At 61.2% G+C, this 15,220-nt stretch carries 8 protein-coding genes; 3 read left to right on the top strand and 5 right to left on the bottom strand.

Translation table 11 applies throughout. The features are described 5' to 3' along the window. Nucleotides 1-200: 200 nt before the first annotated feature. Nucleotides 201-4,976, top strand: a complete 4,776-nt coding sequence (locus FY112_RS34655; RefSeq protein ID WP_151520376.1) for an NAD-glutamate dehydrogenase — start codon at nucleotides 201-203, stop codon at nucleotides 4,974-4,976. Between the two features lie 26 nt (nucleotides 4,977-5,002). Then, nucleotides 5,003-6,391, top strand: a complete 1,389-nt coding sequence (locus FY112_RS34650; protein ID WP_017962603.1) for an MFS transporter — start codon at nucleotides 5,003-5,005, stop codon at nucleotides 6,389-6,391. 46 nt (nucleotides 6,392-6,437) lie between these two features. Here the strand turns inward: FY112_RS34650 and purH are convergent, their stop codons facing one another. The 4 genes from purH to htpX form a co-directional block, all read right to left on the bottom strand. Continuing rightward, nucleotides 6,438-8,054 carry a bifunctional phosphoribosylaminoimidazolecarboxamide formyltransferase/IMP cyclohydrolase gene (gene purH, locus FY112_RS34645; protein ID WP_131620077.1) on the bottom strand — a complete coding sequence of 539 codons (1,617 nt, stop codon included), beginning with the start codon at nucleotides 8,052-8,054 and terminating at the stop codon, nucleotides 6,438-6,440. A gap of 206 nt (nucleotides 8,055-8,260) precedes the next feature. Next, nucleotides 8,261-9,934 (bottom strand): heparinase II/III family protein, encoded by a 1,674-nt coding sequence (locus FY112_RS34640; protein ID WP_151520375.1) that lies wholly within the window; start codon nucleotides 9,932-9,934, stop codon nucleotides 8,261-8,263. 214 nt (nucleotides 9,935-10,148) lie between these two features. Beyond that, on the bottom strand, nucleotides 10,149-11,537 hold the full coding sequence (locus tag FY112_RS34635) for an RsmB/NOP family class I SAM-dependent RNA methyltransferase (RefSeq protein ID WP_151520374.1): 1,389 nt from the start codon (nucleotides 11,535-11,537) through the stop codon (nucleotides 10,149-10,151). After that, nucleotides 11,528-12,490, bottom strand: a complete 963-nt coding sequence (gene htpX / locus FY112_RS34630; RefSeq protein WP_151520373.1) for a zinc metalloprotease HtpX — start codon at nucleotides 12,488-12,490, stop codon at nucleotides 11,528-11,530. Before htpX ends, FY112_RS34635 begins: the two co-directional genes overlap by 10 nt. 110 nt (nucleotides 12,491-12,600) lie before the next feature. On the opposite strand from htpX, the gene FY112_RS34625 reads away from it, so the two are divergent. Further along, on the top strand, nucleotides 12,601-12,825 hold the full coding sequence (locus tag FY112_RS34625) for a DUF1674 domain-containing protein (RefSeq protein WP_027667991.1): 225 nt from the start codon (nucleotides 12,601-12,603) through the stop codon (nucleotides 12,823-12,825). Nucleotides 12,826-13,056: 231 nt separating this feature from the next. Here the strand turns inward: FY112_RS34625 and acs are convergent, their stop codons facing one another. Continuing rightward, nucleotides 13,057-15,012, bottom strand: coding sequence for an acetate--CoA ligase (gene acs, locus FY112_RS34620; RefSeq protein WP_151520372.1), 1,956 nt, complete (start codon nucleotides 15,010-15,012; stop codon nucleotides 13,057-13,059). Nucleotides 15,013-15,220 lie beyond the last annotated feature (208 nt).

The raw sequence follows: 15,220 nt of genomic DNA, 5'->3' as shown, positions 1-15,220 counted from the left end.
GTGGAAATGTTCGGCGGAACGAAAATCCGGAAGACGGGACTTTCGCTTTCACTTGGCGAAGAAAACGGAAAATCTCTTACAATTTCTCTTTTCCAGCGCCAAAAAAGCGTCAAAACAATCCTCCGGACCTCTCTTTTAGAGATTTTTTCGAAGAATCTTCTGCTAGCTTGCGGAAAATCAGACATTGAGGGAGGCGATCCATGGCTGCCAGACACAATCCGAAACGGGAAAAGCAGATCGAAAGCGCGCGCAAGATCGCCAAGGCGACGGGCGAGGCGCATCTCGATCCGGAAATTCTCTTCGGCCGGGCAAGCAATGACGATCTCGAACTCTATACACCAGAAATGCTGGCGCTCTCCGCGGTGCATTCGGCAAAGGAACTTGCTGTCTGGAACGGCAAGGCGCCCCGCGTCAGCATCGACACGATTGCCGATGTGACGCCTGATGGCATCGCCGTCTCGGTGCTTTCAGTCACCGACCAGAACATGCCTTTTTTGTTTGAATCGGTCATGGGCGAAGTGACGAGCACCTATCGCGACCTGTTCATGGCCGTGCATCCCATCCTGATCATGGAAAAGGGCAAGGCGCCGACGACGTATTCCGCCGATCACCCGAGCGACCCGGCCAACCGCGTCAGCCATATCCAGCTTCATATTGCACCCCTCAACTCCGCCCAGGCCGCCGATCTCGTCAAACGCATCGAAAAAGTCCTCGAACAGGTCCGCCTGTCGGTTTCCGACTGGAAGCCGATGCTTTACAAGATCGACGGAGTGATTGCCGAGCTCGCGGCCAATGGCGCCAGCCGGAAGAAGGTTGATCGCGACGAAGCCGTCGCTTTCCTGACCTGGCTGCGCGATGAGAATTTCACTTTCCTCGGCATGCGGGAATATGTCTATTCCGGCAAGGGCGCCGATGCCAGGGTCGAACGCGACAAGGGTGCAGGCCTCGGCATCCTTTCCAACCCCGATGTTCTGGTGCTGCGCACCGGCAAGGACGCCGTGACGACGACGCCTGAGATCCTTGCCTTCCTCGACGGTCCCGACTTCCTGATCGTCACCAAGGCGAATGTTAAGTCGATCGTTCATCGCCGGGCCTATATGGATTATGTCGGCGTTAAGCGCTTCGACGCTGAGGGCAACGTCACCGGCGAATTACGCATCGTCGGCCTTTTCACGTCGACCGCCTATACCTCGCTCGCCTCCGAAATCCCGCTGCTGCGTTCCAAGATCGAGAAGGTGAAGGAACATTTCGGCTTCGACCCGATGAGCCATTCCGGCCGCATGCTCGACAACACGCTGGAATCCTATCCGCGCGACGATCTTTTCCAGATCGACACGACGCTGCTTGCAAGTTTTGCCGAACAGATCAACGACTTGGCCGATCGGCCGCGCGTCCGCGTCCTGCCGCGCATCGACCATTTCGACCGCTTCGTCTCGGTAATCGTCTACGTGCCGCGCGAGGAATACGACTCGATCGTCCGCGAACGGATCGGCACCTATCTGAAGACTGTCTATGACGGCCGTGTCTCCGCCTATTACCCGGCTTTCCCGGAAGGCGGCGTGGCTCGGGTGCATTTCATCATCGGCCGCTCGGGCGGCAAGACGCCACGCATTCCGCAGTCAAAGCTCGAGCAGGTGATCCGCGAGATCACGGCCCGCTGGGACGACCGTTTCGAGGCGCTGGCAGGCGCCAAGGCGCCGAAGATATCCGTCGACCAAGCCTTCCAGGATTCCTTCACTCCGGAGGAAACCGTGGCCGACCTCGCCGATATCGGTGCCTGCGCCGCCGGCGAACCGCTGCGCATCCAGTTCTACCATCGTCAGGAAGAACAGGGCCGCACCCTTTCCTTGAAGATCTTCCACGCCGGCGGCCAGCTGGCGCTGTCGCGCCGCGTGCCGCTTCTCGAGAATCTCGGCTTCAACGTCGTCAGTGAACGCACTTTCGACATCGGGGTGCCGGCCGCCGATGGAGAAAAGAAACTCGTCGTGCTGCACGACATGGAGCTCGAGGCCCGCAATGGCGGCGAGATCGATCTGCAGCGTTACGGCGCCGCCCTCGAGGAAGGCTTCGTTGCCGCCTTCGCCGGCACGATCGACAATGACAGCTTCAACCGGCTGATCCTTTCTGCCGGGCTCTCGGCGCGCGAGACGAACGTGCTACGCGCCTACGCGCGTTATCTCCGCCAGGCCGGCATCGCCTATTCGCAGGATTATATCGCCACGACGCTCGATAAATATCCCGGTGTCGCCGCTGCTATCTTTCGTCTCTTCCATGATACGCTCGACACCAGGCTTACGGAGAAGGTCCGCGTCAAGAAGCTTGCCGAACTGCACCAGGCGATAGAGGCCGAGCTTGCCGACGTGCCGAGCCTCGACGACGACCGTATCCTGCGCCGCTACGTCAACATCGTCGATGCGACGCTGCGCACCAATTATTTCCAGAAGAACGCGGATGGTTCGCCGAAACCGATGCTGGCCTTCAAGCTTGATCCGCACCTGGTCGACGGGCTGCCGCAGCCGAAGCCCTTCCGCGAGATGTTCGTCTATGGTGTCGAGGTAGAAGGCGTGCATCTGCGCTTCGGCAAGGTGGCGCGCGGCGGCCTGCGCTGGTCGGATCGCGCCGAGGATTACCGCACCGAGGTGCTCGGCCTCGTCAAGGCGCAACAGGTCAAGAACGCCGTCATCGTGCCGGTCGGCGCCAAGGGCGGCTTCTATCCGAAGAAGCTTCCCATCGGCGGCAGCCGCGACGAGATCTTCAATGCCGGCCGTGAGGCTTACAAGACCTATATCCGCACGCTGCTTTCGATCACCGACAACATAGCAGGCGCCGATATCGTCCCGCCGAAGGATACCGTCAGGCTCGACGGTGACGACCCCTATTTCGTAGTCGCCGCCGACAAGGGCACAGCGACCTTCTCCGACACCGCCAATGCACTGGCGCAGGAAGCCGGCTTCTGGCTGGACGACGCCTTTGCTTCCGGCGGATCGGCCGGTTACGACCACAAGAAGATGGGCATCACCGCCCGCGGCGCCTGGGAAACCGCGAAACGCCATTTCCGCGAAATGGACATCGACATCCAGACGACGCCCTTCACCGTCGCCGGCGTCGGCGACATGTCGGGCGACGTCTTCGGCAACGGCATGCTGCTCTCTCCGAAGATCCGGCTCATTGCCGCCTTCGATCACCGCGACATCATCATCGATCCCGACCCCGATATGGAAAAGACGCTGACTGAGCGCCAGCGGCTTTTTGACCTGCCGCGTTCAAGCTGGCAGGATTTCGACAAGAGCGTACTGTCGAAGGGTGCAATGATCATTTCGCGCGCAGCGAAATCGGTCACGCTGACGCCGGAAGCGGTTGCCGCGATCAGCATCGACAAGGCCGTGGCCACGCCCTTCGAGATCATGACGGCGATCCTGAAGAGCCCGGTCGACCTGCTCTGGTTCGGCGGCATCGGCACCTATGTGAAAGCGCCGTCCGAAACCGACACCGAAGTCGGCGACCGCGCCAATGACCCGATCCGCATCACCGCGGTGGAGGTGCGCGCCAAGGTGATCGGCGAGGGCGCAAATCTCGGCGTTACTCAGAAAGGCCGCATCGCCTACGGTCTGAAGGGTGGGCGCTGCAATTCCGACGCCATCGACAACTCAGCCGGCGTCAATACCTCGGACGTCGAGGTCAATATCAAGATCGCGCTGGCAGCCGCCATGCATGACGGACGCCTGACGCGCGCAAAACGCGACCAGCTTCTTTCCTCGATGACCGGTGAAGTGGCGACTCTGGTGCTGCGCAACAACTACCTGCAGTCGCTGGCGATCTCGCTGACGGAACGCAAAGGCACGGCAAACGGCCTGGAACTTGCGCGCTTCATGACGGTTCTAGAAGGCGCCAAGCAGTTGAACCGCAAGGTGGAGACTCTTCCGGACGACCAGACTCTCACAGAACGCTACACGGCCGGCAAGCCGCTGACGCGGGCTGAAATCGGCGTGCTGGTGTCCTATGCCAAGATCGTGCTCTTCGACGCGCTGATCGCAAGCGATCTGCCTGATGATCCCTATTTCATTGCGACGCTTTCGAATTATTTCCCCGTGAAAATGCAGAAGTCGAATGCCGGCGATATCGCCAACCATCGCCTGAAGCGCGAAATCGTTGCGACCGTGCTTGCCAACGAAGCGATCAATCGCGGCGGGCCGAGCTTCACCGTCGCCATGATGGACGCAACGGCGGCTTCAGCACCGGAAGTGGTGCGCGCCGCAATCGTCTCTAGAGACGGTTTCGGCCTGACCCACCTTTGGGCCGAGACGGACGCCTTGGACGGCAAGATATCGGGCGAGATGCAGAACCGCATCTACGAGGAGATCAGCCACAGCTATATCGTGCTGACGCGCCTGCTGCTGAAAACGGGCATGACCAAGGCCGATATGGCAGAAGTGATTAGCCGGCTTCAGGCGGCCCTGAAGAAGCTGAAAACCGCCTTCGCCGGACAGGTGGCCGGCGAGGTCGCCGTGCGCCAGGCGGAGTACAGCCAGGCGGGCCTGCCCGAAAAACTCGCCGCCGACATCGCCAGCCTCCCGATCTTCGCACTGGTGCCGGAGATCATGCAGATCGCCGAGCGCACCGGCGAACCCCTGGTACGCGCCGCCGAGAACTACATCGCAGTGTCGCAGACCTTCCGTATCGGCAGGCTGCTGGCGGCGGGCGGGCGGATCCTCACCTCAGACCATTACGAGAATCTGGCGCTTGCCCGCAGCATCGATCAAATCGCCAGTGCAAGGCGCGACATCGTCATCTCCGCCCTTTCCGATCACGGCAAGGAAAAGCTTCCCGTTCAAGCCTGGCATGCGCAGGATCGTATCCGCATCAACCGTATCCTCGAGGAGCTTTCAACCCTCAGCGACGGCGGCGATCCCAATCTCGCGCGTATTACCGTTGCTGCAGGTATCCTGACCGATCTTGCGCGCGACCGGGTGAGGTGAGACAGTCCGCGTCAAAGAAGGAGCGGATGTTGAATCGCATTGACTGGACAGGAACGCAACCGCCGAAGGCCACGGAGAAGGGCATCTGGGGGTGGATGTTCTTCGATTGGGCAGCACAGCCCTTCTTCACCGTGGTCACGACCTTTATCTTCGGGCCCTATTTCGTTTCCCGCCTGACCGATGACCCGGTATCCGCGCAGACGACGTGGAGCAACATGGCGACGATCTCCTCGGTGATCATCGCCCTTCTCTCACCCGTCCTCGGCTCGATCGCCGACCAATCCGGCGCACGCAAACCCTGGATTGGCTTCTTCGCGGTCATCAAGATCGCCAGCCTCTTCTGCCTGTGGTTCGCCGCACCCGGCTCGCCTGTTCTCTATCCCGTCATTTTCATGATCCTCGCCTCGATCTCGGCCGAGTTTTCGATCGTCTTCAACGATTCGATGATGCCGCGCCTGGTCGGCAAGCACGAGGTCGGCAAGCTCTCCAACACTGCCTGGGGGCTCGGTTATCTCGGCGGCATCATCGTGCTCATTGCCGTCGTGACGCTTTTGGCGGCGAGCCCTGAGACCGGCAAGACCATCCTCGGCCTTGATCCGCTGTTCGGCCTCGATCCTGAGACCGGCCAGGATGCACGCATCACCGGGCCGATCTCGGCCGTCTGGTATCTGATCTTCATCCTGCCGATGTTCTTCTTCACGCCCGATGTCGGCAAGGGTCTTCCCTTCGGCACCGCGGTGCGCTCCGGTTTGCGGGAACTCAAAAACACGCTTGGCGAGCTCAGAGAGCGCCGCGGCATCCTGAAATTCCTCATCGCCCGCATGATCTATCAGGACGGCGTCAACGGCCTGCTGATCCTTGGCGGTATCTTCGCGGCCGGCATGTTCGGCTGGGCGACGATCGAGATCGGTATCTACGGCATCATCCTGAATGTGATTGCGATCTTCGGCTGCCTGATCGCCGGCCGCATCGACAAGGGCGTCGGTTCGAAGGTGACCGTCGTCATCAGCCTCACGATGCTGCTTCTCGCCACCATCGGTATTATTTCGACAGGACCGGGCTACACCCTGTTCGGATTGATGCCGCTGCCGACGGCGGATTCCGGCGGCCTCTTCGGCACGGCGGCGGAAAAGGCCTATATCCTCTATGGCCTGCTGATCGGGCTCGCCTTCGGGCCGGTGCAGGCCTCGTCACGCTCCTATCTCGCCCGCAGCGTCAACATCGAGGAAGCCGGCCGCTACTTCGGCATCTACGCGCTTTCGGGGCGCGCCACCAGCTTCATGGCGACTCTGCTCTTTTCGCTGGTGACCTATATGAGCGGATCACCGCGGCTCGGAATGGCAACGCTGATCCTGTTCCTCGCCGGCGGATTGATACTCTTGATCCGCACATCCTATCCGGCCGATCGCGCATAGGGACAAACCTGCTCGAGGAAGAGCGCCGGCCACCGCCGGCACCCGATCAGTGCCGGAAATGGCGCATGCCGGTAAAGACCATTGCGACGCCGTGTTCGTTGGCGGCATCGATGACTTCCTGGTCGCGCATCGAGCCGCCCGGCTGGATAACCGCCGTCGCCCCTGCGGCGATCATCGACAAAAGACCGTCGGCAAAAGGCAGGAAGGCCTCGGAGGCAACCGCCGAGCCATGCGTCATCGGGACTGCAAGGCCAAGGGCCTTGGCGGCCTCTTCGGCCTTTAGCGCGGCGATGCGGGCGGAATCGACCCGGCTCATCTGGCCGGCGCCGATGCCGGCCGTCTGGCCGTCCTTGGCATAGACCACGGCATTCGACTTCACATGTTTGCCGACCTTGAAGGCGAACTTCATGTCATCAAGTTCCTGCGCCGTCGGCGCGCGCCTGGTGACGACCTTGAGTTCCAGATCCTCGACCATGCCGTTGTCGCGGCTCTGGACCAGCAGCCCGCCGGAAACGGTCTTTGCCGTCAGGCCCGCGGCACGCGGATCGGGCAGGCCACCGGCAGACAACAGCCGCAGGTTCGGTTTGCGGGCGACGATCGCCTTCGCCTCCTCCGTGACATCCGGCGCGATAATCACTTCGGTGAAGAGCTTGACGATCTCTTCGGCCGTTTCGGCATCGAGCGTCTGGTTGAGCGCTATGATGCCGCCGAAGGCGGAAACGGAATCGCAGGCAAGCGCCCGCCGATAGGCCTCGACCAGGCTCGATCCGGTGGCGACGCCGCAGGGATTGGCGTGCTTGATGATCGCGCAAGCCGGCGCCTTCTCCGGCAGGAACTCGGCGACGAGCTCGTAGGCCGCATCCGTATCGTTGATATTGTTGTAGGAGAGCTGCTTGCCCTGGAGAAGAGCGGCCGTCGAAACACCCGGACGCTTCTCGCCGGTCACATAGAAGGCGGCCTTCTGGTGCGGGTTTTCGCCGTAACGCATCTCTTCCTTCAGCGCACCGCCGATGACCCGGTGGCGCGGCATGTCGATCGACAGCGCCTCGGCGAACCAGTTGGAGATCATTGCATCATAGGCGGCGGTGCGGGCATAGGCCTTGGCGGCCATGCGCTGGCGGAAGGCATAGGCGGTCTTGCCGTCATCTGCGGAAAGCTGCTCCAGCAGCTCGGCATAATCGGCTGGATCGGTCAGGGTCGTCACATAGGCATGATTCTTGGCCGATGCGCGGATCATCGCCGGACCGCCGATATCGATATTCTCGACGGTCGTCGGATAGTCGCCGCCGGCTGCACGCACCTCCTCGAAGGGGTAGAGGTTGATGACGGCGAGGTCGATACCCTCGATGCCGTGCTTTTTCATCGCTTCCTGGTGTTCGCTGTCGTCACGGATCGCCAGCAGGCCGCCATGCACCGTTGGATGCAGCGTCTTCACACGCCCATCCATGATCTCCGGAAAACCGGTGATTTCGGAGACATCGGTGACTGCAAGACCGGCAGCGGTGATAGCTTTAAACGTGCCGCCGGTCGAAAGCAGGCGCACACCTCTGGCAGACAAGGCGTGGGCGAGGTCGACGATCCCGGTCTTGTCGAAGACGGAGATGAGCGCAGTCTTGATTTCGACCTTGTCGGGGGTGGGGATCTTCTTGGAAATGACGGCCATGAAACCTTCTCCGTTCGGGCTTCGGGAGGACATCCGCAAGGGATGTTCGCATGCTGGCGCCGCGTTAGCACAGCTTTGCCGCCGCGCAAACAGGCGTCAGCGCATGACGCCAAAAAGCACGAGCCATTTTTGGACGGCATCGTACTTTACTTCTTTGATGTGGATGCGATCCCGATTTTGGCCGCTCGGCTCAAAATCATCCGCTTCTAGCCTTTGCGGGACAAAAACCAGCGGATTTCGGTCTTCTCGGCAAGATCGAAATCGATCTCGATCTGGTCCGAGCCGCAGATGCCGGAGCTGTCGGCAAAGAAGATATCCTCGGCGATCAGCACTTCATTGCCGGGTGCGGAAAACAGCCAGCTTTCGCCGTCCGGCGCCGTCAGCAGCACGGACTCCCCGTCACTCTGATGCAGGACGATCGAAGGATGGATATGAAAACGGGCGACGGCCTTCAGGGGCTCGTCACTCTCATATCCTTCGCGGACGACGAGCCGGTCGCGGCCGGTCACGATCGAACCTGCGGCATTGAGTGTCAGCTCACGCTCGTGCAGCACCCCGAACACCCTGAGATAACCGTCATGGCTGAGCTTTATGCCGTCGCGTCCGTCTTCGGTTTCCGCACGCTCGACGGTGATTGTCCTCACCGGTTCGGTGATTGCGTGGTTCAGGAAGGGCGAAGGCGAAAAGCGGCTGGACGAGGTGTCGTTGAGGATAACGGTCGAATGCGCCGCCGTCGTGCGCGCCATCTGGACATAACGATGCCCGGCAAATTTCGGCGAACCCGAATTGACGATGAAGCGATGACGTCCGGACGACATCTCGAAGGAGAGGCTGCCGGCATGCGCGATCCGAAGCGCGCCTCCCGAAGGCGGCGTGCCGGTATCGGCAATGATCACCGTCTTGCCTCCGGAAAGCCGCTGATAACGCGAATGCGGCAAAGCCTTGAACGGCTGACCGGCGGTCTCGTCATATCTGAGCACCGACATCAGCTCGTTTGCGAGCGTGGAGGTCGCCCCGTTAAAGAGCGCCAGGTCTCCGTCCTGATGGCGAAAGAACCGCAGCGCCGGATAGATGCGGTCTATGCCGGAGATCAGCTTCTGCGGCAGGTCATGGCCGAGATTGACATAGGTCTGCCGGAGCGGCAGCAGATCGAGCAGCAATTCCAGCCCGACGCGCGGATTGCGCGACACATGGCCGCCATCCGGCAGAATCTGGCTATCGAATTCGCGGTCGAGCGCCCGTGCCGCCCTTCTGAGCGTAGAGGCGCGCGCCGGCATGGCGACGGAGGCCATGGCCAGCGCGATACGCAGCCGAAACAGCTCCAGGCCGCCGAGGGTGAACGGCGCCATCCGGTGCAGGAACCTCACCTGGAACGCCAGCGACTTCATGAAGCGGCGATAAAAGCCGCGGTCGGCATTCTGCAGTACCACCGGCGAATGTGACAGCCAGGCAATAACGCGCTGGGCGGTGACGTCGGTTTCCCAGGCAATACCCTCCATGCGACCGGCATGGATGGAAAGCCAGCTGTCGACGATCGCCCGAGCGACCGCCGAACTACGCTCCGTCTTGTTCGCCCGCATATGCCGCAGCCAGCCGAAGCTGTGAAGACGGATCGCGAAGGGGCGTGAGGGCAGGGTGAAGGTGAAGGGCGACTTCTCGTTGGTTTCCAGCATGCGCCCGGCCAGGAGAAACCGTCCGTTGAGGATCTCGTCGGCCACATGCGGATCGATGCTGCGCAGATCGGTCGGTGCGACGATCAGACGCTCCGGCACCTTGATCGAATGGCGAAAGAGCTTCAGGCGCAACAACGCGACGCGGCGCAAGGCGCGCCGCCAAGCCTCCCGAACATACATGCTCGCAAAACGCCGACCGGACTGCATATTCTATTGTCTATTGACCCTCGTGGTTAAGAATAGGTGAAAAGTGGCCGATTTCATCGTCCGCAATGAATTAATTCGTGACAAAGTTCGAATATACGCACATTGACGCGTTTCACCTGAAATCATGCGAGCGCTTTGGAGAACGGCATGCGTGACACGAGGCTATGAAGCACCTCGTACAGCCCAAGCTCGCCGCGAGCGCTCAAGCCTGTAATCAGGCCATGCGCCGCAGCACCACCGCATAGAAGCCGTCGAGGCCGGAGCCGATGCCGTCAGGCATTTTCAGCATGGTGGGAAGCGTACGGAATTCACCGAGCGGCGTGATCGCCGCCTCAAGGCCCGGCCAGTCTCCGGCGCCGATCGGAACGCGCTCGATTGCATCCGTATCGGAAAGAATACGGGCGACGACGTCCTCACCCTCGACAGGATCGAGCGAACAATTCGAAAAAACCAGCGTGCCGCCCGGCTTCAGCAATCTTAGCGCGTGTCGCAGCAGCCGTTCCTGCAGCGCCGCCAGCCTGGCGATATCCTCAGCTCCCTTGGTCCACAACACGTCGGGGTGCCGACGCGTCGTGCCGGTGGAAGAGCAAGGGGCATCGAGTAGGATCGCGTCAAAACGCTCCGCCGGCTCGAATGTCGTCAGATCTGCCGCAATCGTCTCCGCTTTGAGACCGAGCCGGTCGAGATTCGACCGCAGCCGTCTCAGCCGGTTTTCCGACTGGTCGAGGGCGGTGACTGCGCCGCCGGCAAGGATAAGCTGCGCCGTCTTGCCGCCGGGTGCGGCACAGAGATCGGCGGTACGTCTGCCCGAGAGATCGCCGAAAAGCTTCGCAGGGATGCTTGCCGCCGCATCCTGCACCCACCACGCGCCCTCATCGAAGCCTTCGAGCGAGGGGATACCGCCGTCGAAGACGGCGAGACGCACGCCGCCCGTGGGCAGGACGACGCCGTTCAGCCGCTTCGCCCAGCCTTGGGGGTCGGACTTGACGGTCAGATCGATTGCTGCCGGTTCGAGCTGGGATTCCGAAATTGCCAGCGCCGCGTCCCGGCCATAGGCCTTTTCCAGCCTGGCGATGAACCAGGCCGGCATCGGCGCGACCTTGCCGATCTCATCGAGAACCTGTTCCTTCTCGCGGCCGAGCCGGCGAAGAATGGCATTGACCAGCTTGGCAAAACGGCGATTGCGGGGATCCTGATTGGCCTGCTCGACGGCGAGATCGACGGCAGAATGATCCGGGACGTCGAGATAGAGGATCTGCGCCGCCCCGATTGCGAGCACGTGATGCAGCGCCCTTGCGCCCTCCGGCAGCGGCGAATCCAGCAGCCCGGCAATCGCGGCATCGATGCGCGGCAGGTGGCGTAGCGTCGTGTTCAGGATGGCGCGGACGAGCGCCCGGTCGCTTTCGCCGAGCGCCCTATAGGCCGGATTGCCGTGTTCATGATCGAGAGCACCGTCGAGCGGCAGCTTGCGGTCGACGACGGCAGCAAGAATTTTTGCAGCCGCGGCCCGGGCCTGCAGGCCAGGCTTTGCCGGAGCGGATCGCTCGGTGGAGGGCTTATGCTTGCGGAATGGCTTCTTCGTGCCGTCTGAATTCAAGACCACGGACCTTTTGGCGGTTGCGAACCACCGCGACCAAGACCCGTATCCGGAACAGAGCGCGATTTGCGCGACGGATTAGCAGCACGAGCAGGCTGCGTCGAGACATTCATGCCGCCTTGCGCCATGTCCTGCAGCGCAGCAATTCGGTTTTCCGTGTTCGGATGCGTCGAAAACAAATTGTCCATGCGCTCGCCGGAAAGCGGATTGATGATGAACATATGCGCCGTCGCCGGGTTGCGCTCGGCATCTTCGTTCGGCACGTGAGCAGCACCGCGGGCGATCTTGCCGAGCGCCGAGGCAAGCCACAGCGGGTTCCCGCAGATCTCGGCGCCGCGGCGGTCGGCCGAATATTCGCGCGTGCGGCTGATCGCCATCTGCACCAGCATGGCGGCGAGCGGCGCCACGATCATCGCGACGATGACGCCGACGAAGCCGAGCGGATTGCTATTGTTGTCACGATTGCCGCCGAAGAAGAAGGCAAAGTTGCCGAGCATGGAGATCGCGCCGGCAAGCGTTGCCGTGATCGTCATCGTCAGCGTGTCGCGGTTCTGAATGTGGGCCAGTTCATGCGCTATCACGCCTGCGACCTCCTCGGCAGACAAGGCGCTGAGCAGGCCGGTCGAGGCGGCGACGGCGGCATTGTCGGGATTGCGGCCAGTGGCGAAGGCATTCGGCTGCGGGCTATCGTAGAGATAGACCTTCGGCATCGGCAAGCTGGCATTGCGGGCGAGATCGCGCACGATCGCAAAGAATTCCGGCGCGTTGCGCTCATCGACCTCCTGGGCGCGATAGGCCGAAAGCACCATGCGGTCGGAATTCCAATAGGAGAAGAAATTCATGCCGGCGGCAATGACGAATGCGATCATCATGCCGGCCCGACCGCCGATCAGGAAGCCGACAAACATGAAAAGCGCCGTCATGAAGGCAAGCAACATGGCAGTGCGAACGAGGTTCATGGCGGATCTCCATCTCCGATTTCGGCGTCACAAGCTTTCAATCCCGGCACCGGCACATTATGATTTGGTTATTCATCAGCCATTTTCAATATTTCCGGCAGGAGACGGCCATGCAGGACGCCGATAACGACAACAGCGAAACGCCGACGGCCGAGGGATCTGAGCCGCCGCGCAAGATGCTGTCCCCGGCTGCCAAACGCGCCCTTGCCGAAGCCGAGGAGCGGCGAAAGAACCAGAAGCCGCTGGAGCTGCCGCCGGAGATCGGCGGCCGCGGCGGAGCCGAGCCGGCGCGTTTCGGCGATTACGAAATCAATGGCAGGGCGATCGATTTCTAAGCCAATATTGCTATTGGCTTCTCCGACCGCAGCAGAATGGAGTTAAGAATCCGGCTAACGACATCTTAGGCGACAGATATTTCAGCCACATCTAGCAGGCGTGACCTCGCCGGGAATGGTCTCAGGGCTTCGCCCATAAACATGCTTGGATGCCGCAAACCACGCATCGAATACGCGGAAACAAAAGAGCCGTCCCGGAAGCCCGAAAGGGGACCGGAACGGCTCGATCTATCAGGCGGTCGCCTTGTTCTGCCGATTGGCGATCAGATCGTCGACGACTGCCGGATCGGCAAGCGTCGAAGTGTCGCCGAGCGCACCGAAATCGTCTTCGGCGATCTTGCGCAGGATGCGGCGCATGATCTTGCCGGAGCGGGTCTTCGGCAGGCCGGGCGCAAACTGGATCTTGTCGGGCGCGGCGATCGGGCCGATTTCGGCCCGCACATGTTTCACCAGTTCCTGGCGAAGCGTATCCGATCCCTCGTGACCGGACATCAGCGTCACATAGCAATAAATGCCCTGGCCCTTGATCGGATGCGGATAACCAACGACCGCGGCTTCCGAAACCAGATTATGCGAGACAAGGGCGGATTCCACCTCCGCCGTGCCGAGCCGGTGGCCGGAGACGTTCAGCACGTCGTCGACGCGGCCGGTGATCCAGTAATAACCGTCCGCATCGCGCCGGCAGCCATCGCCGGTGAAATACTTGCCCTTGTAGGTCGAAAAATAGGTCTGGATGAAGCGCTCGTGATCGCCATAGACCGTGCGCATCTGGCCCGGCCAGCTGTCGGTGATGCAGAGATTGCCGTCGGCAGCACCTTCCAGCACCTTGCCCTCATTGTCAACCAACTGCGGCTTGACGCCGAAGAACGGGATCGTCGCAGAACCAGGCTTCAGATCGGTGGCGCCAGGCAGCGGCGTGATCATGTGGCCACCGGTCTCCGTCTGCCACCACGTATCGATGACAGGGCAACGCTTGTCGCCGACGACATTGTAGTACCATTCCCAAGCCTCGGGATTGATCGGCTCGCCGACCGTGCCGAGCAGGCGCAGCGAAGAGCGCGAGGAGCGCGTGACGAAGTCGTCGCCGGCACCCATCAGCGAGCGGATCGCCGTCGGCGCCGTATAGAAGATGTTGACCTTGTGCTTGTCGATGACTTCCCAGAAACGGCCCTGGTCCGGGAAGTTCGGCACGCCCTCGAACATCAGCGTCGTCGCGCAGTTCGCAAGCGGCCCATAGACGATATAGGAGTGGCCGGTCACCCAGCCGACATCGGCCGTGCACCAATAGACGTCGCCGTGATGATAATCGAAGACATATTCATGCGTCATCGCCGCATAGACGAGATAGCCGCCCGTCGTGTGCAGCACGCCCTTCGGTTTGCCGGTCGAGCCGGACGTATAAAGAATAAAGAGCGGATCTTCCGCCTTCATCTTCACCGGCGGGCATTCCGCCTTCACGGTAGCAGTCTCCTGGTGATACCAGAGGTCGCGGCCGGGCGCCCAGCCGGTCTTGCCGCCGGTGCGGCGAACGACCAGCACCTTGCTGACATTGACATGCTGGCGGGCGGCGATATGGATCGCCGTATCGGTATTGTCCTTCAGCGGCACCGGCTTGCCGCCGCGCAGGCCTTCGTCGCAGGTGATGACGAAAGTGGATTCGCAGTCGGCGATGCGCCCGGCCAGCGCCTCGGGCGAGAAACCGCCGAAGACGACCGAATGCACCGCGCCGATGCGGGCGCAGGCGAGCATCGCATAGGCCGCTTCCGGGATCATCGGCATATAGATGGTGACGCGATCGCCCTTCTTGACGCCGTGCTTCTTCAACACGTTCGCCATCCGGCAGACATGCTCGTAGAGCTCGTTATAGGTGACCTTCTTGTCGATATAGGGGTTGTCGCCCTCCCAGATGATCGCCACCTGGTCGCCATTCGTTTTCAGATGACGGTCGATGCAGTTGTAGGAGACATTTGTCTGACCGTCCTCGAACCACTTGATCGAAACCTTGCCGGTAAAGGAAGTGTTCTTGACCTTGGTATAGGGCTTGAACCAGTCGATCCGCTTGCCGTGCTTGCCCCAGAACTTGTCGGGGTTCTCGACGCTTTCCTCATACCATTTCAGGTACTTTTCCTTATCGATCAGGGCGCGCGCCTTCACCGGCTTCGTGACCGGATAGATCTTCTCCGACATGCAACTCCTCCTCATGGGACATGCGACGGGCCGCGTGAGCTATGGCCCGGACTTGAAATCACGGCAATTCATAGCAGTTCGCCTCGCCACGGCAATTAGACAAAGGTCATTTCATTTCGGAAGAATTGCAATTCTGCGACAGTGCGGTTATATAGCGCCATATTTCCCGGACATTGTGGTGACAATCCACGGACCGCGACCGGCGCGG

Origin of the sequence: Rhizobium sp. PEPV16, from assembly GCF_008919455.1 — a bacterium.
In the GTDB taxonomy this organism is placed as follows: Bacteria; Pseudomonadota; Alphaproteobacteria; order Rhizobiales; family Rhizobiaceae; genus Rhizobium; species Rhizobium leguminosarum_Q.
Note: the sequence above shows the minus strand (reverse complement) of the source record. Positions and strands in the feature narration are given on the sequence as shown.

Bases quoted from the DNA above. Each gene is read 5' to 3' on its own strand.
- FY112_RS34640 (WP_151520375.1), bottom strand. From the start codon at position 9,934: ATGCAGTCCGGTCGGCGTTTTGCGAGCATGTATGTTCGGGAGGCTTGG.
- acs (WP_151520372.1), bottom strand. From the start codon at position 15,012: ATGTCGGAGAAGATCTATCCGGTCACGAAGCCGGTGAAGGCGCGCGCC.
- purH (WP_131620077.1), bottom strand. From the start codon at position 8,054: ATGGCCGTCATTTCCAAGAAGATCCCCACCCCCGACAAGGTCGAAATC.
- htpX (WP_151520373.1), bottom strand. From the start codon at position 12,490: ATGAACCTCGTTCGCACTGCCATGTTGCTTGCCTTCATGACGGCGCTT.
- FY112_RS34625 (WP_027667991.1), top strand. From the start codon at position 12,601: ATGCAGGACGCCGATAACGACAACAGCGAAACGCCGACGGCCGAGGGA.
- FY112_RS34655 (WP_151520376.1), top strand. From the start codon at position 201: ATGGCTGCCAGACACAATCCGAAACGGGAAAAGCAGATCGAAAGCGCG.
- FY112_RS34650 (WP_017962603.1), top strand. From the start codon at position 5,003: ATGTTGAATCGCATTGACTGGACAGGAACGCAACCGCCGAAGGCCACG.